The 21,309-nt window shown below is 45.0% G+C and carries 17 protein-coding genes and 1 riboswitch; of the genes, 13 read left to right on the top strand and 4 right to left on the bottom strand.

Annotated elements, in window-relative coordinates; all coding sequences use genetic code 11:
• The first annotated feature begins 6 nt into the window (after positions 1-6).
• The 4 genes from astD to speD all read left to right on the top strand — a co-directional run bounded on the left by astD (position 7) and on the right by speD (position 3,356).
• Positions 7-1,479 (top strand): succinylglutamate-semialdehyde dehydrogenase, encoded by a 1,473-nt coding sequence (gene astD / locus ACFOEE_RS16530; protein ID WP_377126793.1) that lies wholly within the window; start codon positions 7-9, stop codon positions 1,477-1,479.
• Positions 1,480-1,633: 154 nt separating this feature from the next.
• The gene (locus tag ACFOEE_RS16525; RefSeq protein WP_377126791.1) at positions 1,634-1,969 is read left to right on the top strand and encodes a DUF3802 family protein; all 336 of its coding nucleotides are present in this window, start codon (positions 1,634-1,636) and stop codon (positions 1,967-1,969) included.
• Positions 1,970-2,049: 80 nt separating this feature from the next.
• Positions 2,050-2,463, top strand: coding sequence for an OsmC family protein (locus tag ACFOEE_RS16520; protein ID WP_377126789.1), 414 nt, complete (start codon positions 2,050-2,052; stop codon positions 2,461-2,463).
• Positions 2,464-2,546: 83 nt separating this feature from the next.
• The gene (gene speD, locus ACFOEE_RS16515) at positions 2,547-3,356 is read left to right on the top strand and encodes an adenosylmethionine decarboxylase (protein ID WP_377126786.1); all 810 of its coding nucleotides are present in this window, start codon (positions 2,547-2,549) and stop codon (positions 3,354-3,356) included.
• 89 nt (positions 3,357-3,445) lie between these two features.
• On the opposite strand, the gene ACFOEE_RS16510 is transcribed toward speD, so the two are convergent.
• The gene (locus ACFOEE_RS16510; RefSeq protein WP_377126783.1) at positions 3,446-5,533 is read right to left on the bottom strand and encodes a TonB-dependent receptor; all 2,088 of its coding nucleotides are present in this window, start codon (positions 5,531-5,533) and stop codon (positions 3,446-3,448) included.
• Between the two features lie 131 nt (positions 5,534-5,664).
• Between ACFOEE_RS16510 and ACFOEE_RS16505 the strand changes: the two genes are divergently transcribed.
• From ACFOEE_RS16505 to ACFOEE_RS16470, 8 genes are all read left to right on the top strand, one after another.
• Positions 5,665-6,057 (top strand): acyl-CoA thioesterase, encoded by a 393-nt coding sequence (locus ACFOEE_RS16505; RefSeq protein ID WP_377126780.1) that lies wholly within the window; start codon positions 5,665-5,667, stop codon positions 6,055-6,057.
• A 94-nt stretch (positions 6,058-6,151) separates the two neighbouring features.
• The gene (locus ACFOEE_RS16500) at positions 6,152-6,562 is read left to right on the top strand and encodes an META domain-containing protein (RefSeq protein ID WP_377126777.1); all 411 of its coding nucleotides are present in this window, start codon (positions 6,152-6,154) and stop codon (positions 6,560-6,562) included.
• Positions 6,563-6,618: 56 nt separating this feature from the next.
• A riboswitch (TPP riboswitch) is annotated at positions 6,619-6,720 on the top strand.
• A gap of 138 nt (positions 6,721-6,858) precedes the next feature.
• Positions 6,859-8,811 (top strand): phosphomethylpyrimidine synthase ThiC, encoded by a 1,953-nt coding sequence (thiC, locus tag ACFOEE_RS16495; protein WP_377126774.1) that lies wholly within the window; start codon positions 6,859-6,861, stop codon positions 8,809-8,811.
• A 74-nt stretch (positions 8,812-8,885) separates the two neighbouring features.
• Positions 8,886-9,890 carry an FAD-dependent oxidoreductase gene (locus ACFOEE_RS16490; protein WP_377126772.1) on the top strand — a complete coding sequence of 335 codons (1,005 nt, stop codon included), beginning with the start codon at positions 8,886-8,888 and terminating at the stop codon, positions 9,888-9,890.
• Complete coding sequence (thiS, locus tag ACFOEE_RS16485) at positions 9,887-10,084, top strand: sulfur carrier protein ThiS (protein ID WP_377126769.1); 198 nt, start codon at positions 9,887-9,889, stop codon at positions 10,082-10,084. The genes ACFOEE_RS16490 and thiS overlap by 4 nt, the downstream gene beginning before the upstream one ends.
• 2 nt (positions 10,085-10,086) lie before the next feature.
• Complete coding sequence (locus ACFOEE_RS16480; protein ID WP_377126766.1) at positions 10,087-10,869, top strand: thiazole synthase; 783 nt, start codon at positions 10,087-10,089, stop codon at positions 10,867-10,869.
• Between the two features lie 26 nt (positions 10,870-10,895).
• The gene (gene thiE / locus ACFOEE_RS16475; protein ID WP_377126764.1) at positions 10,896-12,416 is read left to right on the top strand and encodes a thiamine phosphate synthase; all 1,521 of its coding nucleotides are present in this window, start codon (positions 10,896-10,898) and stop codon (positions 12,414-12,416) included.
• Positions 12,413-13,159, top strand: coding sequence for a HesA/MoeB/ThiF family protein (locus tag ACFOEE_RS16470; RefSeq protein WP_377126761.1), 747 nt, complete (start codon positions 12,413-12,415; stop codon positions 13,157-13,159). Before thiE ends, ACFOEE_RS16470 begins: the two co-directional genes overlap by 4 nt.
• 252 nt (positions 13,160-13,411) lie before the next feature.
• Here ACFOEE_RS16470 and ACFOEE_RS16465 read toward each other — a convergent pair whose 3' ends face one another.
• The 3 genes from ACFOEE_RS16465 to rsgA form a co-directional block, all read right to left on the bottom strand.
• Positions 13,412-17,566, bottom strand: a complete 4,155-nt coding sequence (locus tag ACFOEE_RS16465; protein ID WP_377126758.1) for a hypothetical protein — start codon at positions 17,564-17,566, stop codon at positions 13,412-13,414.
• 457 nt (positions 17,567-18,023) lie between these two features.
• Positions 18,024-18,890, bottom strand: a complete 867-nt coding sequence (asd, locus tag ACFOEE_RS16460) for an archaetidylserine decarboxylase (protein ID WP_377126755.1) — start codon at positions 18,888-18,890, stop codon at positions 18,024-18,026.
• 111 nt (positions 18,891-19,001) lie between these two features.
• Positions 19,002-20,060: a small ribosomal subunit biogenesis GTPase RsgA gene (gene rsgA / locus ACFOEE_RS16455; RefSeq protein WP_377126752.1), complete on the bottom strand. Its 1,059-nt coding sequence runs from the start codon at positions 20,058-20,060 to the stop codon at positions 19,002-19,004.
• A gap of 161 nt (positions 20,061-20,221) precedes the next feature.
• Here rsgA and orn point away from each other — a divergent pair, with 161 nt between their 5' ends.
• Positions 20,222-20,767 (top strand): oligoribonuclease, encoded by a 546-nt coding sequence (gene orn, locus ACFOEE_RS16450; RefSeq protein WP_377126749.1) that lies wholly within the window; start codon positions 20,222-20,224, stop codon positions 20,765-20,767.
• The last annotated feature ends 542 nt before the right edge of the window (positions 20,768-21,309 follow it).

Raw genomic sequence — 21,309 nt, 5'->3', positions numbered from 1 at the left:
CGAATTATGACAACACATACTGCACAATTTATTAATGGGCAGTGGCTTGCAGGAAACGGCGCAGCAGTTGCGTCGTTAAATCCAGCAACCAACGAAACAATCTGGTCAGCACAAGCTGCGACCAAAGAGCAAGTAGACGCAGCGGTAAAAGCGGCGCGCAGCGCATTTTTTGCGTGGAGCGACCGTCCTTTTGCTGAGCGTTTGGCTATCGTACAACGTTTTGCGGAACTACTAAAAGAACACAGTGAAACATTGGCGATGGCGATTGGCCGTGAAACCGGCAAACCACTTTGGGAAACGCGTACCGAAGTGGCAGCTATGATAGGTAAAATCGCCATTTCTGAAAAAGCTTACCATGAGCGCACTGGCGTGGTTGAAAACCCAATGCCACAGGGGCGTGCGTTTATTCGTCACAAAGCCCATGGCGTCGTGGCGGTGTTTGGTCCATACAATTTTCCAGGCCACTTACCTAACGGCCATATCGTGCCTGCATTATTGGCTGGTAACACCGTTATTTTCAAACCATCAGAACTGACTCCTATGGTTGCAGAGCTGACGGTACAATTATGGCAACAAGCGGGCTTACCAGCGGGCGTACTGAACTTAGTGCAAGGTGAAGTCGATACTGGTAAAGCACTGGCGTCACACCGTGGGATTGATGGCTTATTCTTCACGGGTTCATCACGCACCGGTCATTTACTGCATGAACAATATGCAGGTCAGCCGGGCAAAATCCTGGCGCTTGAAATGGGTGGTAATAACCCGCTCATCGTCAAAGATGCTGCCGACACCAAAGCGGTAGTACACGATATTATCCAGTCTGCGTTTATCTCTAGTGGTCAACGTTGTACTTGCGCGCGCAAGTTGTTTTTACCGGTTGGCGCAGCAGGGGATGCAATCCTTGAAAAGCTGTTGAGTGCAACCAAAGCGATTCAAGTGGGTCATTTTGATGCAGAGCAGCAGCCTTTTATGGGGTCGATGATCTCTGAGCGTGCCGCTGCCGGTATGGTAGCTGCTCAGCAGCAGTTGCTTGATTTAGGCGCGGTAAGCTTATTACCTCTCACTCACCAAGTAGGCACTGGGTTTGTGACACCGGGTATTATTGATTGTACCAACGTCACCGATTACCCAGATGAAGAGCATTTTGGACCACTGTTAAAAGTGTTCCGTTACAGTGATTTTGATGCGGCGATTGAAAAAGCCAATGACACGGCATTTGGCTTGTCAGCGGGTTTATTGGGTGACAACGCTGAAGATTACGATTATTTCTTGCGCCGTATTCGCGCGGGTATCGTGAACTGGAACCGCCCTATCACAGGAGCATCTAGTGCTGCACCATTTGGTGGCATCGGTGCCTCTGGCAACCATAGAGCGAGTGCTTACTATGCAGCAGATTATTGTGCGTTCCCAGTCGCTTCGGTTGAGCTGGAAAAAGTAGTACTGCCAGCAACGTTAAGTCCGGGTTTAAGTATCGACTAATACTGGGGCGTGGCCTAAGTTAATGTTATGAAAAAGCAGTCAAAGTTTCACTCTGACTGCTTTTTTTTATGCTGCAACGCGCAAAAGTAGCAATCAAGATCAGTTTCTGCTTAAATCATAAGAAGCGGTATTAACTCTTTTGGGTGGAAAAACTATGGTGCTGGATAAACAAGGGTACGACGAATTGGTGATGTATCTGACGCTCAATTTGACCTTGTTTGAAAAACCTGGCGTGGTTAAACCTGGTGCGCCAACCGTTATGGAACTCATTGAAGATGTCATTGCTGAGCAAGTGATCCGCTTGTGTGAACAACACACTGAGCTGTCCACTGAGCAACGCAGCATGATAGTGCGTGAAGTGGATGGCATAGTGTATGACTTGCAGGAAGTGCTATCTAGCGTAACGGATCAACCAGTAACGGAAGAGCAACGCGAATTTATTCAAGATTTTGCAGGATTAGTGAAAAATCTCTTTGATTCTGCAGTATAAATATCATTAATTACACTACGCAGTAACTACACCGTGCCTGTTTCGCAGGCGCGGTGTTTAAGTTTTAAGAGGAAAATAACATGCACGCAAGCGTAAAATGGGTTGAAGGGGATACGTTTTTAGGTCGTTCGGCATCAGGTCATAATGTGGTGTTTGATGCAGGTAAAGACAGTGCTGCGCCAAGCCCGATGGAAATGGTGCTGATGTCGGTTGGCTGTTGTTCGTCAGTTGATGTGGTGAGTATTTTACAAAAAGCCAGACAAAAAGTGGCTGGCGTTGAAGTTAAACTCAGTGCCGAACGCGCTGAAAGTGCACCGCGTGTATTTACCAAAATCAATCTGCATTTTGTGGTGACAGGCGAGGCAGTCAGTGATAATCACGTGCACAGAGCGGTACAGTTGTCGGCGGAGAAATATTGCTCGGTGGCGTTAATGCTTGATAAAACAGTCGAAATTACACATAGCTTCGAAGTTGTGGAAACCGTGGGAAAATAAGGCTTTGTTGAGCGGGCGTTTTCGTATAAAATCCGCGAACTTTTGGTTCTGCAAAGCAGATTATGTTATAAGGTTGATTGAACGTGAGCAAGCCCTTCACCAAAATTAAACTCCACGGCTTTAACAACTTAACTAAAAGTTTAAGCTTCAGTATTTACGATATTTGCTACGCTCAGACTGAACAGCAACGTCAAGAGTACATTGAGTACATCGACGAGCAGTACAGTGCTGACCGCCTCACTGATATTTTAAAAGAAGTTGTGGATATTATCGGTGCCAATATCTTGAATATTGCGCGTCAGGATTATGATCCACAAGGTGCCAGTGTGACCATTCTGGTATCAGAAGAGCCTGTGGAAAATCGCGATTCATTCGTTGATGATGAAACGCCAGGACCGTTACCTGGTGCTGTTGTAGCGCATTTGGATAAGAGCCATATCTGCGTTCACACTTACCCAGAATCTCACCCAGATGATGGCATTTGTACGTTCCGTGCTGACATCGAAGTATCGACGTGTGGCGTGATCTCGCCATTGAAAGCGTTAAATTTCCTGATCCACAAATTGGAATCAGACGTGGTTACTATCGACTATCGGGTGCGTGGCTTTACTCGTGATGTGAATGGTGTCAAACACTATATCGATCATGAGATTAATTCGATTCAGAATTATATGACGGAAGATACCAAAGAAGCCTATCAGATGATGGACGTGAATGTGTATCAGGAAAATCTTTTCCACACTAAGATGATGTTGAAGAATACGGATTTAAATGCCTATTTATTCGGTGTCACAACAGACGACTTAAGTGCGGCAGAAGAAGACGAAATTCGTCAAAAGTTAAGCCGTGAAATCCAAGAGGTGTTTTACGGTCGCAATTTACCTGAGGCTTAATGCTTAAGACCCCTTAAGGTGTTTTGCAAACCAAATAAGGACGGCGCTTTCGCGCCGTTTTATTTTTGTGCTTGAACTAAAGCTGCGATTTACAGCTCATATTTAAAGGTCACACCCCAAACTCGCGGTTCGCCCCATTGCACGTAAGTATGAGTGGCATACTCATCGCGTGGGTCGTTGCCAAACTCAAAGCCACGTACTGGCACATCTTTATCCAGCGCGTTACGCATATAGGCAGTTACTGACCAATTGGCGGCTTGATAGCTGGCGCCGAGATTGACTAAGTTCTGACTTGGCGCCTGTGAATTGTGGCTATCAGAGAAGTAATAATTGTCTTTACCTTCTACCCCGATATTCAATAACCAGTTATTGTCGATGGCGTAGTAAGCGGTCAGCGCGTATTGATATTTCGGCGCTTGTGCTTGTGCACGACCTTCTTGATCTAGTCCGCTTTGGCTGACAAAACCTTTGATCTTGCTATCTAGGTAGCCAAGACTATAGTTCAACGCAAATTGGCTAGTAAAGTCATAACGACCTTCGATTTCTAACCCGTAACTACGGCCGCCATCAGCGTTATCAATATAGCCGGCGAATTTTTGGTCTTGTACTTTCCATGCTTTTAACTGCATGTCTTCACGGTACATATAAAATGCCGTCAGGCGTAAACGATGTTTGTCGTCTAACGACACGCCACGCACCCCAAACTCAGCATTCCAGAGGTATTCTGGGGCAAAGCTTTGTTTGTCGGCCGGTAAACTTAACCCTTCATCTTGGGCTTTTGCCAAGGCTTCGCTGTTAACGCCTCCGGCTTTAAACCCTCGAGTCAGGCTAGTGTAGAGCATGGTTTTTGGTAACACTTGGTGTTCAATGGCAATTTTCCCGCCGAACATAGTATCATCGGTGGAGAGGTCGTTGAGATAACTATCGCGATAGTCGCCAGCATAGTGCTCAGCACGCAGACCGGTAATAAGCTCAGTTTTGTCACTCAGTGCGGTGATATATTGGCCGTAAAGGGCAAAGTTATCGACTTGATAGAGCGAGTCAAAGTCACTGGCAAGCCAAGTGTATTGACGGGTCAAGTCCACATCGCGGCGCTGCAGATAAAAACCACTCACCCAATTATGTTGTTTGCCGCTTAATTGTAGATCTAGGCTGATGTCTTCACGTTCACGTTCATAGCTGTCAGTTGAGCTGTAGCCCCAATCATGCAAACCTGCGCTACATAAAGTGGCTTGGCTGGCATCATTACATACCCAGTCCTCATCATAGCTATACAACATATCGGCATCTAAGCCAGTTAAAGTCAGCTTAAGATCAAACAGCTCGGCGCCGGTAAAATGATTAGTTAAGCTAAATACGACGCTGTCTTGGTTGTCTTGACCCGGCTGGTCAGCAACACTATGACGGCTATTATCTAAGGTAAAACCATCGTAGCCATTATTGATATCAATCGCGTGTACTACTAACTGGCTGTTTAGTGATGGACTTAACTGACTAGTCAGTGCAAAACGCGCAACGGCTTCATCTAACCCTTGAGTGGGACGATTGAGGTAGAGATTATCGACATAACCGTCGCTTTTTTGTTGATAGAAACTGACGCGTGCGGCGGTGTCTTCACCGAGTCCTGTACCTGCGGCAATACCGGCTTGCCAGCTGTCATAGTTGCCCGCACCAAGCTGTAGCTTCAGGCTTGGCTCTGTAGTTGGAGTGACGCTACGGATCTGGACTACACCGGCTAGGGCATCGGCACCAAATCGGGTGCCTTGTGGTCCGCGATAAATCTCCACTTGCTCGGCATCAAATAACAAACTGGCACCGCCAAGCCCCGCATAGTTGATACCGTCAATGAGTAGCGCCACGCTCGGGTTTATTGGGTCGACAAACTGTGAACGTAAGCCAATACCACGCATTTGGATAAATTTTCCACGCGACGCCCCTGCAGTGAAATTAATATTTGCTGCTTGATTGAGCAGATTTTCTAGATGCAAAGCACCTCGTTGCTGCACTTCAGTAGGGGTGAAAACACTCGCACTGGCAGATAAAGTCATCAGGCTTTCTGCGCGAAAATCACCAGTAACTTCAATTGTTTCAAAGCCTTGTTCGGCATTGGCGCAAGCTAGTGGGGCATAAATAAGCGGTATTATAGTGCAGGCAAGTACGGAGAGTTGTCGTTTCATAAGGCTATCAGTTCCATCAAATGTGCCTGTATTCTAGCAAAAGCTATCAGCGAAAAAAGGCACAGCAGACCAGAATTTTGTCACTTTGTGTTATAACAGGCGCTGAAATTGAATAATAAGGGTAAGGTTAAATGACATTTAAGCTTGAACTCAAAGTTCGTGACTATGAGTGCGATTTGCAAGGGATTGTTAATAATGGGGTCTATTTCAACTATTTGGAACATGCTCGCCATGAGTTTTTGTTGGCTAACGGGATTGATTTTGCCAAATTAGCTGAGCAAAAAATCAATTTAGTGGTGATCCGTGCGGAAATGGATTTTAAAGACTCTTTAAAGCCAGGCGATGCCTTTTATGTTGAAGTCACGCCAGTGCGGCTCAGCAAATTAAAGTTCGGCTTTGCTCAACGGGTGATCCGTGCCAGTGATGAAAAATTGATGCTGGATGCAATGGTAATCGGGACATCTGTTAATGAGCGGGGGCGACCATTTCTACCTGCGGAGATTGACGGCTTATTTTGCGCGTAAATTTACTGCAATTAGGCGGCAAACGCGCATAAATACTGTGTCATCATGGTAAAGGTGTGTATACTTCGGGTAATCGTATTTGTGCCATTTTACCATGAAGAGTATCGCCGTTTTTATCGCCTTTGTCGCACTGTTAACCGGATTAAGCGGCTGTGTCAGTACTAAATCACTTTCTGCTGACGTTTTAAAATATACCCGCTGGCAGCTACACACCATTAACGGCAAACCTGTGCAATTGCCTAACCCCGTATCAATCCGTTTTATTGACGCTTTGCAAGTCAATGGCTTTGCTGGCTGTAACCGTTTTTTTGGTGAAGGTCGGGTGGATAACGGCAAATTGTTAGTAGCCAATCTGGGAATGACGCGTAAAGCCTGTAGTGACAGTGAAAATCGGGTTGAACAACAGTTGCTAACGCTGTTGCGTGGTGGTGTCAGTGCTGAGTTGGATAAACAAATACTGCGTCTTAACGCCAAACAAACCTTTGAGTTTGTCCGCGTGCAATAACTTTTCTCACTTGTCAGACGCTAAGTTCATGAGTAGACTTGGCGCTGAAACAAATTCGTTACTTGTCGGAGTGCCCTTTTAGGGCTGAGATCGCATATTGCGGGATCCGTGAACCTGATCAGGTTAAAACCTGCGTAGGGAACAAGCTGCCTTGCTACGGTAAGGCTGTGCAAGCAGCGTTTAGCTGTGCATATGAGCTAAACCTGCTCGATCCTTTCGTTGTGCCTAAGGGCCAACACCATCTCTTCCCAGTTTGGGAAATCTGACAAGACACCTTCACTATATTGAGGAAAGTCATGTCAAATTCGAGTAGCAAGTTAAGTCGCCGTGAATCACGTAGCGCCGCCTCTGAGTATATTTACAACCTTACCGGGCAACCGTTCCCAAATAGCAGCAAAGTCTATGTTGAAGGGGATATGCCAGGGGTTAAAGTCGGCATGCGAGAAATCGCCCTCAGCGATTCTTTTGTCGGCGGCACTGAAGAACAGCCCATCTTTGAAAAAAATGCCCCAGTGCGCGTTTATGATACTTCAGGCCCTTACACTGACCCAAATATGCACATTGATGTGCGCGTGGGCTTGCCTAAGTTCCGTGATGCATGGATAGCCGCACGCGGTGATACCGACGAATTAACCTCAGTGACCTCGCATTTCTCGCAGCAGCGTCTAGCGGATGAAGGCTTAGACCATATTCGCTTTGAGAACTTACCGAAAGTACGCCGCGCAAAAGCGGGTAAAAATGTCACACAAATGCACTATGCACGCCAAGGAATAGTGACGCCAGAAATGGAATATGTGGCGATCCGCGAAAATATGGGCCGCGCCAAACTGCGTGAAGAGCTGCTTGCCGCGCAACATAAAGGCGAATCGTTTGGTGCGGCAATTCCAGAGTTTATTACCCCAGAATTTGTCCGTGCAGAAATCGCTCGTGGTCGTGCGGTGTTACCTTGTAATATCAACCACCCAGAATCTGAACCGATGATCATTGGCCGTAATTTCTTGGTGAAAGTGAATGCCAATATCGGCAACTCGTCAGTGACCTCATCAATTGAAGAAGAAGTAGAAAAGCTAGTTTGGTCAACGCGTTGGGGTGCCGATACGGTGATGGACTTATCCACTGGCCGTTATATTCACGAAACCCGCGAATGGATTGTGCGCAACTCACCCGTGCCAATTGGTACGGTGCCAATTTACCAAGCTTTAGAAAAGGTCAATGGTGTCGCTGAAGACCTCACTTGGGAGATCTTCCGCGATACTTTGATTGAACAAGCCGAGCAAGGGGTGGATTATTTCACCATCCACGCTGGGGTCTTGCTACGCTACATTCCCATGACGGCTAAGCGCGTCACTGGGATTGTCTCGCGTGGTGGCTCTATCATGGCGAAGTGGTGTTTAGCACACCATAAAGAAAACTTCCTTTACACCCATTTTGAAGATATTTGCCAAATCTTAAAGCAATACGATGTGGCGTTCTCACTTGGCGATGGTTTACGTCCGGGTTCTATTGCCGATGCCAACGACGATGCGCAATTCTCTGAGCTACGCACCTTAGGCGAGCTGACCAAAATTGCGTGGCAACACGATGTTCAAGTGTTCATTGAAGGCCCAGGTCACGTGCCAATGCACATGATCAAAGAGAATATGGAAGAGCAGCTGAAACACTGTGATGAAGCGCCATTTTATACTTTAGGCCCGCTTACCACGGATATTGCCCCAGGTTATGATCACTTTACCTCAGGCATTGGCGCGGCACAAATCGCTTGGTATGGCTGTGCGATGTTGTGTTATGTCACACCGAAAGAGCATTTAGGTTTACCCAACAAAGAAGACGTCAAAGAAGGTTTGATCACTTACAAGATTGCCGCCCATGCCGCAGATTTGGCCAAAGGTCACCCGGGTGCGCAGGTGCGCGACAACGCCTTGTCAAAAGCGCGTTTTGAATTCCGTTGGCATGATCAGTTTAACCTCAGTTTAGATCCGGAGCGCGCGCTGTCTTATCACGATGAAACATTGCCGCAAGAGTCGGGCAAAGTAGCGCACTTTTGCTCTATGTGTGGGCCAAAATTCTGCTCCATGAAAATCACCCAAGATGTCCGTGATTATGCAAAATCGCTGGAAGCGCAGGGCATAGATCCCAACTCACTGGGCGAGAGCATTGAAATCAAAATGGTGGATGTTGAAGCGGAAATGCGCGCTAAATCGGACCAGTTTAAAGCGGCAGGCTCCGAGCTTTACCACAAACAAAACTAAGCTTTACCCATCGGTGTGGTCGCAAGGATAGGTAGCCACACCTGTTCTAAGTTCGTAACGAAAAGAGCAAGGCAATGGCAAAAATAGCAATTGTGGGATTTGGTCTGGTTGGGCGTATCGCTGCGCTCGCTTTGGTGAAACAGCACCAGCTTACGGTATTTGAACAAGATAATGAGCATACCTTAGGCAGTGCAGGTTCCTTGGCTGCGGCGATGCTGGCACCGTTGGCGGAATCAGTGAGCTGTGAGGCCGATTTAGCGGAGCAAGGGCTGCAGGCTGTGGCCTTATGGCAAACTATCTTGGCTGATTTAACACAGCCGGTGATGTTACAACAAGCTGGCAGCTTAGTGGTTGCGCACCCGCAAGACCGTGGCGACTTACAAAGCTTTCAACAGCGTCTAAAGCCGCTACAAGGGCATCAAGCACAGCGGCTTGATGGTCAAGCCATTGCGGCGTTAGAGCCGGAGCTGGCAGGGCGCTTCCATCAAGGACTGTTTTTAGGCTGTGAAGGTCAGCTTGATAATCTGGCGTTTTATGCCGCAAGTTTCGCGCATTTACAGCAACAAGCGGTTGATTTTCGCTTTAACACGCAAGCCTTGATCACCATGACGAGTGTCAACGGTGAGCCTTTTGATTGGATCTTAGATTGCCGTGGCATTGGTGCCAAAACCGACTTGCCTAAGTTACGCGGGGTGCGTGGTGAGGTGGCACGTGTTTATGCTCCGGAAGTTAACCTCACGCGACCGATTCGGTTGATGCATCCACGTTATCCCATTTATATCGCACCAAAACCACAACATGAGTTTGTGATTGGCGCGACTGAAATCGAATCGCAAGATATGGGCCCAGTCACAGTGCGTTCCACCTTAGAATTACTCTCTGCAGCTTATACTGTGCACAGCGGTTTTGCTGAGGCGAAAGTGCTGGCTCTGCGTGCTGGGCTGCGTCCCGCGTTTGTGGATAATCGCCCACACGTACAGCGCGAGGGGCGGGTGATCCACATTAACGGCTTATATCGTCACGGTTTTTTACTGGCACCTAGCGTGGTGCAGCAAGCTTTATCTGAGGTATTGCAATGAAACTCAGCTACAACGGCACACCAATAGTACTTTCGGAAGTGACCACTTTAGCAGCCTTACTAAACGCACAGGCGGCAAAACCTCCTTATGCAGTGGCTTTAAATGGTGAGTTTATCCCACGTAGTCAACTGGCCGACAAAACACTACAAGATGGCGATAGCATAGAAGTGCTGTCGCCTATCCAAGGGGGATAAACATGCAGCAACCGCTCACCATTTATGGGCAAACTTTTGCGAGCCGCTTGTTAATCGGCTCTGCGCTTTATCCCTCGCCGCAGATCATGCAGGAGGCAATCCAAGCCTCTGGGGCTGAGATTGTCACAGTTTCGTTACGGCGACAAAACTCGCTTGCGGCAGGGCAAGATTTTTGGGATTTGATCAAAGCGTTAGAGTTAACCGTTTTACCCAATACCGCTGGCTGCCACAGTGTCAAAGAAGCGGTTACTTTGGCGCAAATGTGTCGCGAAGTGTTTGCCACGGATTGGATCAAACTGGAACTGATTGGCGATGAATATAATCTGCAACCAGATCCCATCGCCTTACTTGAAGCCACCGCGATTTTGCTCAAAGACGGATTTAAGGTGTTACCTTATTGCACTGATGACTTGGTGATTTGCCAACGTTTGGCAGATTTAGGCTGCGAAGTGTTAATGCCGTGGGGCGCACCGATTGGCACGGGCAAAGGGTTGTTAAATCCGTATGCGCTGCGGACGATTCGCGAACGACTGCCTAATATGACCTTGATTGTCGATGCGGGATTAGGTTTGCCATCACATGCCTGCCAAGCGCTGGAAATCGGGTATGATGCTGTATTACTGAACTCCGCAGTGGCGGGGGCGGGTTGCCCGGTGACTATGGCCAAAGCTTTTCAAGCTGCGGTAAGCGCAGGGCGTTTCAGTTATGAAGCGGTGGCGATGCCTGAAAAGGACCTCGCTGCGCCATCTACCCCAACGCTTGGCATGCCATTTTGGCACCAATAATTGATGTATTAAAGAGAGGGGTCGAAATGTCAGAAATCGTGTGGACCATTGCAGGCTCAGACAGTGGTGGTGGCGCTGGTATTCAGGCGGACTTAAAAGCCATGCACAGTTTTGGTGTGCATGGCTGTAGTGTGGTTACGGCGCTAACGGCACAAAATAGTGTAGCAGTTGAAGCCATAAACAGTGTGAGCAACGAAGTATTAGAATCGCAAATTTTGGCGCTTGCTAAAGACATGCCGGCAAAAGTGATCAAAATCGGCATGCTGGCGACGGTGGCGCAAGTAGAGTTAGTCGCAGAGCATTTACGCTATGCCAAACGCACGTGGGCAGTGCCGCCTGTGGTGGTTTATGACCCAGTCGCAATTGCCTCAAGTGGCGAGCGTTTAACCGAGGAAGATACTATCGCGGCGCTGAAGCAGCATTTATTACCCGTAGTAGATGTGATCACGCCCAATACTCAAGAAACGCAATTGCTCACAGGGGTGTATTTAATTGGCCCAAGTGCGGTGCGTGAGGCAGCTGCTAAGTTGCATGCGTTTGGTATCTCACAGGTGGTGATCAAAGGCGGCCATTGGGATTATCCCAAAGGTTATTGTATTGATTATGCAAGTTGCGGTGATGAAGCGTTTTGGCTCGGTTCGGCCAGTATTCAAACTCCTCATAGCCATGGTACAGGGTGCAGTTTTGCCTCGGCGCTGGCGGCGTGTTTGGCTAAAGACTACCCCCTTAAAGATGCCTTTATTTTGGCCAAAGCTTATATCAATCAAGGGCTAAAAGCCGCCGTGCGCATTGGTGAAGGGTTTGGTCCGGTTGCGCATTTAGGTTTCCCGTATGATTTAGACGATTACCCGCAAGTGATAGAAGGTGGAAGCTGGCTGGGTGATGAGTTAGATCTGCCATGCCCACACCCTGAGCGTTTGGCGGCGGGTTTTGCCAGCATTGATGACGAGCTTGGCCTATATGCCGTGGTCGACAGTGTGGCGTGGGTAGAAAAATGCTTGGCGGCTGGGGTCAAAACCGTACAGCTACGTATTAAAGACGCGGATGCTGCAAATCTGGCTACAGATATCCAAACTGCGATTGCTCATGGCAAATTATATGGTGGGCGAGTCTTTATTAATGATCACTGGCAACTTGCGATAAAACACGGCGCTTACGGTATTCATCTTGGCCAAGAAGATTTGGCAGAAGCCGATTTGGCTGCTATTCAACAGGCGGGTATCTGTTTAGGCGTATCGACCCATGGTTTTTATGAAATGCTGCGGGCACACCAATACAAGCCGAGCTATTTGGCGTTTGGCGCAATTTACCCAACCACGACTAAAGATATGACTGGCCAAATCCAAGGGCTCAACAAATTACAACATTTTGTGCCATTAATGGCGGAGCATTACCCTACGGTGGCGATTGGCGGAATTAATCTTGAACGCGCAACCGCGGTGGCCGCCACAGGCGTTGGCAGTGTGGCAGTGGTGCGCGCAATTACTGAAGCGGAAGACTATCGAGTGGCGATTGCACAACTCCAGCAGGCGATAGGCAGCTTATGAACTTAAGCGATAAAGAGCGTATCCGTTATAGTCGGCATTTGCTGTTACCGGAAATTGGCGAACACGGCCAGCTCTGCTTAAAGCAAGCGCATGTGGTGGTGGTGGGCTGTGGTGGGCTTGGCAGTCCCGCGCTTTTTTACTTGGCGGCCAGTGGTATAGGTCAGCTTAGCTTTATCGATGATGATGAACTTGAACTATCGAACTTGCAACGGCAAATTTTGTATAAAATCAATTATCTAGGTCAGTCAAAGGCCACCGCGGCGGGTAAAGTGTTGGCGAGCTTAAATAACCAGATTACGCTGAACCCGATAGTCGCGAAAGTGACAGAGGACACTGTCGAGACCTACCTACAAGGTGCTGATTGTGTACTCGACTGCTCAGACAACTTCGCCACTCGTTACGTACTTAATCGCTATTGCCGCTCAGCGGGAATACCGCTAGTGGCTGGCGCTGCGCAAGGGTTGCAAGGGCAAATTATGGCATTCGATTTTCGCACCCCAAGCCCTTGTTATGAATGTGTATTCCCCGCTGCGGAAGAGCAACTAGCGACAGCAAGCAATTGCGACACCATAGGCGTACTGAGCCCACTCCTTGGCGTGATTGGCGCCCAGCAAGCCATGCTGACCATGCAGTTATTACTTGGAACGGCTAACACCCCTTATTTTGCTTTTTTCGATGCGGCCAAGTTAAAGCAGCAAAGCCTCAAACTGACCCGAGATCCAAATTGCGCCTGCAGTAAATAAAAGCGCACAGGTTATAAAGTCATATTAAAACGGAAAACAATTTCCAGTTTTCCGTTTTAAACTAATTTATTTTGAATGAACCCAAGATAAATGATTGACCCTTTTGCTCTATATCCTGACTGTATGAGAAACTTGTGAATAATTTAGCAAAATGTGAGCCGAACTTATAGCTACCTATAAGTTAAATCTAAACTTAGTCAAAACTGAAGCATCAGATATGGGCACTACAACTAGTGAATCAATTTTTATACTTCAATTTTCAGAAAAAGTTAACAAATTCATTTTGACAGTTTGCAACTTATGCAACGCTTCGCTGAGTAATTCAGCCCAAACCTTACAGTCTCCCAAGTGAACTTTAATTAGATTGTCCGGCGGCTGTTCATATGGTTGGAGCGATAGCTCACATTCATCTAACAAATTTAATAGATGTATCTCGCTTTTATCTATTTGCTTTTTAATTTCTTCAAGAAAGCTCAATGCTAAATTCATATGTTTTGCGAGCGGTCCACATAAATGCGTTATATAGCTTTCTAATATTTCTACTCCCACCGTATTTGCATCTGCTGCTAGAGTGTCAAAACACTGTAAGTGGTTTATGATGATAAAAATGCTACGCGTTTCACTTTCTAAATTGTTTAAAACTTCGGTGAAAGGTGTGTCATAACTATTGAGTCCCAGAGAAATAAGATTTTCAGAAGCTATTGGGCGGGGTATATAAAGAAGTGATTTTTCTTCTTGGAGCACAGGTTCTTCGCCAACAAAGCTTGCCGGTAACAGGACCCATGCTGAATTGGATATGGCAACATTTCCGTTTGTGGGCACTAATACAAAATTATCCCATAAATCTTCCAAGACGAAAAACTTTAAGTCTCTAAATGCTAAAGGCCTTATTGCATCCGTTAACGCCTCAACTGCATTTACAAAAGCATATCCCATATAATCTGAATCTTTTATGTCTACTTTGATCCAGAGAGCATTTTGCTCTTGGTATACATAACAATCATTTAGAACAGATAAATGTGCATCGCCATCAGATGCATCACGTAACGATGATTCTATAGAGCTAATCAGTTCTCGTTTTAAATGAGCAATTCGTGCTAACGCTCTAATGTCTGGAGCATCTTTCCAGTGTGTTTCGGGGCTATGTGCGAATTGATACCAAAGAGCCCAACACTTACTGAATTTCTCTTCTTCTTTACTTTCTAACTTATTAAGCTCTTGAGCCGAGTAAAGCTCCTCAAAAAGTAACCTAAAATCACGTTGAAATTTCTTTAAACACTTGAGAGCATTATTTAAGTTAACACACGAAAGGTGAATAATATGGTCATTAATTTGGATGCCTAAACCGTCAGCTTGCTGATATAATTCATCGTGTTGTTCTTCACTTAATCTACCTATGAGGGAATTAAAAATTAATATGGAGTTTGAGTGACTAAAAAAGTTGGTTAAATGAAATGTGTAATCGCCGAGTGACTTTCTAAAGCTTTTCGAACTGTCCTGCATTGAAGTAAAATTGGCCGTATTTTTACCAGAAATCTCTCCTCGACTCAACGAGCCTTCGCTAGTGATCCCCCAAGGATCAACCGCTAGCTTAGGTAATTTTGTTAATTGCCACCTAATCTTAGCAAGGTTATCCCAATATTCTGGCTCGATCTTCCCTGTCCCTATTAAAGGTTGAGCTTTCATTTTTTTGAAATATGATATTAGCGTTCTATTTAATATGGTTAGCCCTTCTACTATTTGCTCTCTGAGTGATAGAATGTTATTTGCGTACTCAGGCCAATCGTTAGGTCTAAAAATGTAGTCAGCATAATTCGCCCATGTTGAGTTGACGTTCACGAATTGAGGCACGGGTAACGCTGATTTAATTATGTTTTTATGACTTTCATCTGATGGTAACTCCATCAATATATTTTGGTGACCATAACCTTGAGTTCCATATTTTTCTTGATCTGGAAATAGCTTTCGTAATGTTGTAGCTCTTGCTACTGACAACTCATTTAAAGGAAGAGAACAGGACTGTTCAGGGGAAAGATTGATATCGGAAATGATATAATGAGCAGTTGGGTTATTATCTTTTTCCTCTAGCCAAATAGTCTTAGTTGATTTTTGAAAGAGCGATGTGATTTCTTGCTTATTTTTATTTATAAATGAAGCATATAGGCTGGGAGAAAAATAGAATAGCCCTATAGTTAGATCTGATAAAGGTAAGATATCTTCAAACGTATTTTTAATATCTATTTTTAGTAGCCAAGTTAGCTCTAGTTCGTTAATTACATGTAGTCTCCCCATCCACAGTAACACTTCACCCATTCCTGACCAATCAATGCTACTAACCGGCTTAGAAAGGCTGTTAGGGATGTAATTTAGCCATTCCTTTAAATATCGGTAGAGTGATTCTGAATCACTTATTTGTTCTCTTAAAGTTGTCGCATTTTGCAGTACTGTAGGATTATCTTTCCCAAGAATTTTTAATATGTCTCCTACCGGGTCACAATCAATTGCTCCTCCCAAATCTTTTTGTAGAAACAATGAAAAAGCATCAATTCCTGCGAGCAATCTGGCAGAGTCAATAACATCTTTATTTTCTATCACATGGCTACGAATACCAAACCATAATATTGCTCTGCCGATGCCAGCAATAGTTCCCCAAGCTTTAATATTGATAGACCTAACACCATCGAATAATTTCTGAAACTCATTGGGATTATCAACAAAAGAATAAAGAAGAAACGTTTCAAGATCCGCCTCGGGAATGCTTGGCATTACAAAAAGAGCTGAATCAATCCAAGGCGAAAATGCAGGATCATCTAACACCTCTGTAAGTAGTTTAGACCTGATAGGGTGGAGTGCCTCTATATACGTTTTATCACTTGTGAGACGAATCAAATATTCATCTTCAAACAAATTAAAAGTTCCTTGAGGATCATTTAGTCCAGCAGTTTTTACAAGTGATTTAATATTAACTCTGGCCTCGTATGATGTTGCTAGAGCAGCAGCGAACAAAAGTTTTATTGCACATGCTTCTAGTCTGCCTTCTCGAACTTCAGCTCTCAAGCGACTCACCTGAGCATTTAGTCTTTCTTTTAGAGACTCCGTTTGAGTTAGAAAGAATACATATTCCAACAAAGAACCTTTTCCACCAAATCCTAACCAAGCTTGTTCGAAAGAAGGATAAGGTTTAGCAACTCCCTTATCTACCAAGTTAAGATAAATATACTTAGCTTCTTCTTGAGATAAATTTAATTGAACAAGTGCCGGAAAGCCTAATTGGTCGTTTGAAATATTTTGTCGCGCTAAATCCTCCTCTCTGATAGATACTAGGATTTTAATATTTGGCCTTTCGAGTAAAGCCTTAACTAATGCAGTCCAGTCAGGATCCCGCGGTGTTACATCGATGTACAAATAAAGGTTTGCGTCAAATATGGCTAATTGGTCTGCAATGGCTAAAGCTATTGTTTGTGCGTGAATTCGGTCTTCTATAAAGTTAACTTGTAGTCGCCAAGACTCAGGTACATATTCATGTAGATAACGATAAGCTAATGTTGTTTTCCCTTGGCCTGAAGCGCCATGTACAATAACAGTTTGAGATTTTTTGAACTTACTGTCGATTTCTGTTAATTGACTATTTCTAATAATATCAAGGTTGGCTTGGATGTGACTAAATCTCGTTGAAACTCCGCGATAGAATTCAGCTTCTAGTCTAGAATTTTCTGGCTGTTTTGTGAACTCTAATGGGGTTATGGATTTAAACCACTCCAGATGATGCGCCTCTCTCTGCGCAAAATATTGACCAATTGAGGTGACCTTTTCAATCAATGCATCATGAGTGATTTTCGTTCTTTTCTCAGAAGCGACATATAACCAAGAAGTAAGTAAGGACAATGCATGTTCAATAGAACCCGAAGTTAGTGTTTGACGTAGGTATTTAGAAACCTCCTCACATAATCCGTCTTCTAAAACAGAGTGCCAAACTAAACAATCAAATAATTGATCAACCTCAGAGTCAGACACTTTGAAATTAACTAACTTATTTCGAATTTTCTTCTGATTAGCTTCTTTCTTACTATCTGATTTAGACCACGCACTTAATAGTTCGTCGCCAATTATACCAAAGCTAACAACTTCTATTCGAGTGGTATTATCAACCTTCATTAAATCCAAGCTGCGTTTAATGAAAGTATCTTTTTTTTCCGCGTTGATAAAGTGCGATAGAGTAAGAGGTACGCTTAAAGCTTTTACTTGTATAGCACGCACTAATCTATCGCCTTGGTATACTGCTAGATCTTCGTTACCCTCAGGCTGGAAAATTAACTCCCTGTCATTAGATTTTAAAATTTCGTGCAGAATATATAAAGTTTGGAGCCTATAGCCCCTTAACGCGGCTTTTGCACCTGAGTTTTCCATTAAATCCCTTAACCCTTCTTCACGCAGAGTTTTAATCTATAGTTACCTCTCCTAATTTTCAATCTAAAAGACATAAATTCATTAAGTAATGCTAGCCCAAGCAGCAGTACGTCGAGTGAGTTTGTGTAGATATGGGATTAGTTCATCAAGAGAGACTGGGTAGGGTTCCAGATTATATTCTTTATTGTTATCCATAAACTGACTTCCATTGTTAGAATTTCACTACATGCTTTAAAAGCTGTGTGAAAAGAACATATTAAATTGGAAGTATGAATGCAACAATAAAGTAACACTTGTTATTTTATGGTGTTGGTTAAGGCTGGATTTGAAACAGGTAAAAAATTGGAATCATAGCTAGACTGACAGGTCAAACGTTAGAACTTTGACTTAATAGAGGAAGTAAAAAGTCGGCACGGGTGCCGACTTTTTACTTGTTAACTGTCACTAAAAATGATGTTTACTCACCGATAGTGGCGAATGGTGTGCCCATGCGGGTGACAGTTTCAGGGCGTTGATCGGCAAGGAAATCAGCCTGATTTGCACCCCAAGCTAAGATAACGGTTGAACCGAGTTTAAAGCGGCCCATTTCTTCGCCTTTTTGCAGCTTAATGGCATTCATGCCGTCAACGGGGTAATCCCAACTAAAGACATCTTTACCTGCCGGTGGTGTAACCGTGCCAGCCCACACAGTTTCAATACTGGCAACTATGGTTGCGCCAACGAGCACCATAGCCAAAGGCCCAATCTCAGTGTCAAAAATAGCCACTACACGCTCATTGCGCGCAAATAAATTTGGCACGTTTTGCGCGGTTAATGGATTCACTGAAAACAGGTCACCCGGCACATAAATCATTTTACGTAGCACACCATCGACCGGCATATGAATGCGATGATAGTCCTTAGGTGCCAAATAAATTGTGGCAAATTTACCACCAAGGAATGGTGCAACGTCGTCTTCTTTGCCACCTAGGAGCGTTTGTAAGCTGTAGTCATGGCCTTTAGCTTGAATGATTTGACCATCAACGACATCTCCAAGCTGACTGATTGCACCATCAACAGGGTGGGCGATAATGTCGGCTTCAGTGGCTAACGGGCGGATCCCAGGTTTCAGTGGGCGAGTGAAAAACTCATTAAAGGTTTTGTAATGAGCAGGATCTTCATACAGCGCTTCACTCATATCAATTTTGTATTGTTTGATAAATAGCTTGATCAAGGCAGTCGTTAACGCGCCAGCCTGAGCCGCAGCAAGTTTGCCGACTAAACGCGATACGGCGTGTTTGGGTAACGCATATTGGAATGCAATTTTCAGTTTGTCTAAGCTCACGATAAGACCCTTTCACAAAATTTTGCTGATAGTAGCACAAATTCGTGAAAATCCAGCGTATTTAGCAAAGTGCGAGTGCTTTGCACTCGCTCTCTAACTTACAAGCGAGCCTTATACGCGAGGGGCGCGGGCACCTGCTCGACCATCGGCCATCGACTCGATGATTTTATGGTAGTTATCAAAGCGCAATGCACTAATTTTACCTGTAGCGACGGCTTCGCGCAGCATACAACCTGGGTCGTTTTGATGTTTACAATCACGGAATTTACAGCCACCAATGTAGTCACGAAACTCGCGAAAACACCAAGTCACGCGGTCGACTTCAAGATGCCATAAACCAAATTCGCGGATCCCTGGGCTATCAATCAGGTTGCCGCCGCTCGGTAAATGATGAAGGCGTGATACCGTGGTGGTATGCTGGCCTAAGCCACTGTTTTCAGAGACTTGTTGAGTAAGGATATTGGCGTCGGGCAACACGGTATTCACTAAGGTGGATTTACCCACCCCGGACTGACCAACAAAGATGTTGTTTTTTTCGGCTAAACAGGCTTTGAGCTCAGCGATACCAGCACCGGTTTTAGTGCTCACTAACATCACCTGGTAACCTAGCTCACGATAAATATCGAGTACGCTATTTACTTCTGCTAGGTTGGCTTCATCCAATAAGTCGATTTTGTTGAGGATCAGGATGGGCGGGATTTCCATGTCCTCACACGCCACCAAGTAACGGTCAATAATTTGTGGTGTGAACTCAGGCACCACCGCTGATACCATCAGAATTTGGTCGACATTAGCAGCAACCACTTTGACACCATCATAAAAGTCTGGGCGAGTTAATTGCGAACGGCGCTCTTCAACCGCTTCAATAACCCCAGCTAAATCGCCTTCGCTGACCTTTGCGCGACGAAATACCACATTATCGCCAGAGACTAAACTGGTGAGCGTGCGGCGAATATTGCAGCGTAAAACCTCCCCTTGGGTGGTTTCGACATCAGCATGTTGACCAAAGCGACTAATGACCAAAGCGGATTCGGGCTGGCCAAGGTTATCGTTTTGCCATTGCAATTCTGCTTGGTTAGCGTCGTCACGCTTGAGTTTACTCAGACGCTTTTGGTGATTAGCGGTGATGCGGCGGGATTGACCTTGACTTAATTTTTTCTGCTTTGCCATGAATAACTGTACGGTACTTTATTAAATGACCTATGCTTAACTTGGTTGGATATCTTGCTTTGTGCAAGTATTCAGGCAAAAAAAGCTTTTGGTCGGTGGATGAAGCGAATATGATATATCTAATTGCGTTAGATCTAAAGGAAGTACCGTCAAGGTAGTGTATGTCTTTTAATGAATCAAATCTGATCTGGTTAGATCTCGAAATGACTGGTCTTGAGCCAGAAACCGACAGGATCCTCGAAATTGGTACAGTTGTGACCGATGGGGCACTGAATGTATTGGCAGAAGGGCCGGTTATCGCCATTCATCAAAGTGATGAATTACTCGACAATATGGACGAGTGGTGTATCAATCAACATGGCCGTTCTGGTTTAACAGCACGTTGTAAGGCTTCGACATACAGCGAAGCGGATGCGATTAAAGAAACTTTGGATTTCTTAAAGCATTGGGTACCACCAGGTAAATCACCTATGTGCGGTAACTCAATCGGTCAAGACCGCCGCTTTTTGGTGAAGTATATGCCAGAGCTGGAAGCTTACTTTCACTATCGAAATATCGATGTCAGCACGATAAAAGAATTGGCTCGTCGTTGGAAGCCTGAGTTATTAAGCGAAATCAAAAAGAAAAGTTCTCATTTGGCGCTCGATGACATCAAAGATTCCATTATGGAATTGAAGGTTTATCAAGAAAAATTCTTTAAACTGTAAAAAGTACTTGCAAAGCCCCTTCGATTTTGTAAAATCTCGCCCCGCTTAAGATGATAAGTCCTAGCGGGCGAGCTTTAACTTAAGCGGTTATTAAAGCAGCATTAGCTCAGCTGCATAGAAATAGACGCAACCTAGTTTGGGTCTAAATCTAGAACAAAGAGTTAATTACGAAGCGGCACTAGCTCAGCTGCATAGAAATGGACGCAACCTAGTTTGGGTCTAAATCTAAAAACAAAGAGTTAAATATGAAGCGGCACTAGCTCAGCTGCATAGAAATAGACGCAACCTAGTTTGGGTCTAAATCTAGAAACAAAGAGTTAAGTACGAAGCGGCACTAGCTCAGCTGCATAGAAATAGACGCAACCTAGTTTGAGTCTAAATTTAGAAACAAAGAGTTAAATACGAAGCGGCACTAGCTCAGCTGCATAGAAATAGACGCAACCTAGTTTGAGTCTAAATTTAGAAACAAAGAGTTAAATACGAAGCGGCACTAGCTCAGCTGGTAGAGCGCAACCTTGCCAAGGTTGAGGTCACGAGTTCGA

It is taken from the genome of Pseudoalteromonas fenneropenaei (genome assembly GCF_042643375.1).
Lineage (GTDB): Bacteria > Pseudomonadota > Gammaproteobacteria > Enterobacterales > Alteromonadaceae > Pseudoalteromonas > Pseudoalteromonas fenneropenaei.
Note: the sequence above shows the minus strand (reverse complement) of the source record. Positions and strands in the feature narration are given on the sequence as shown.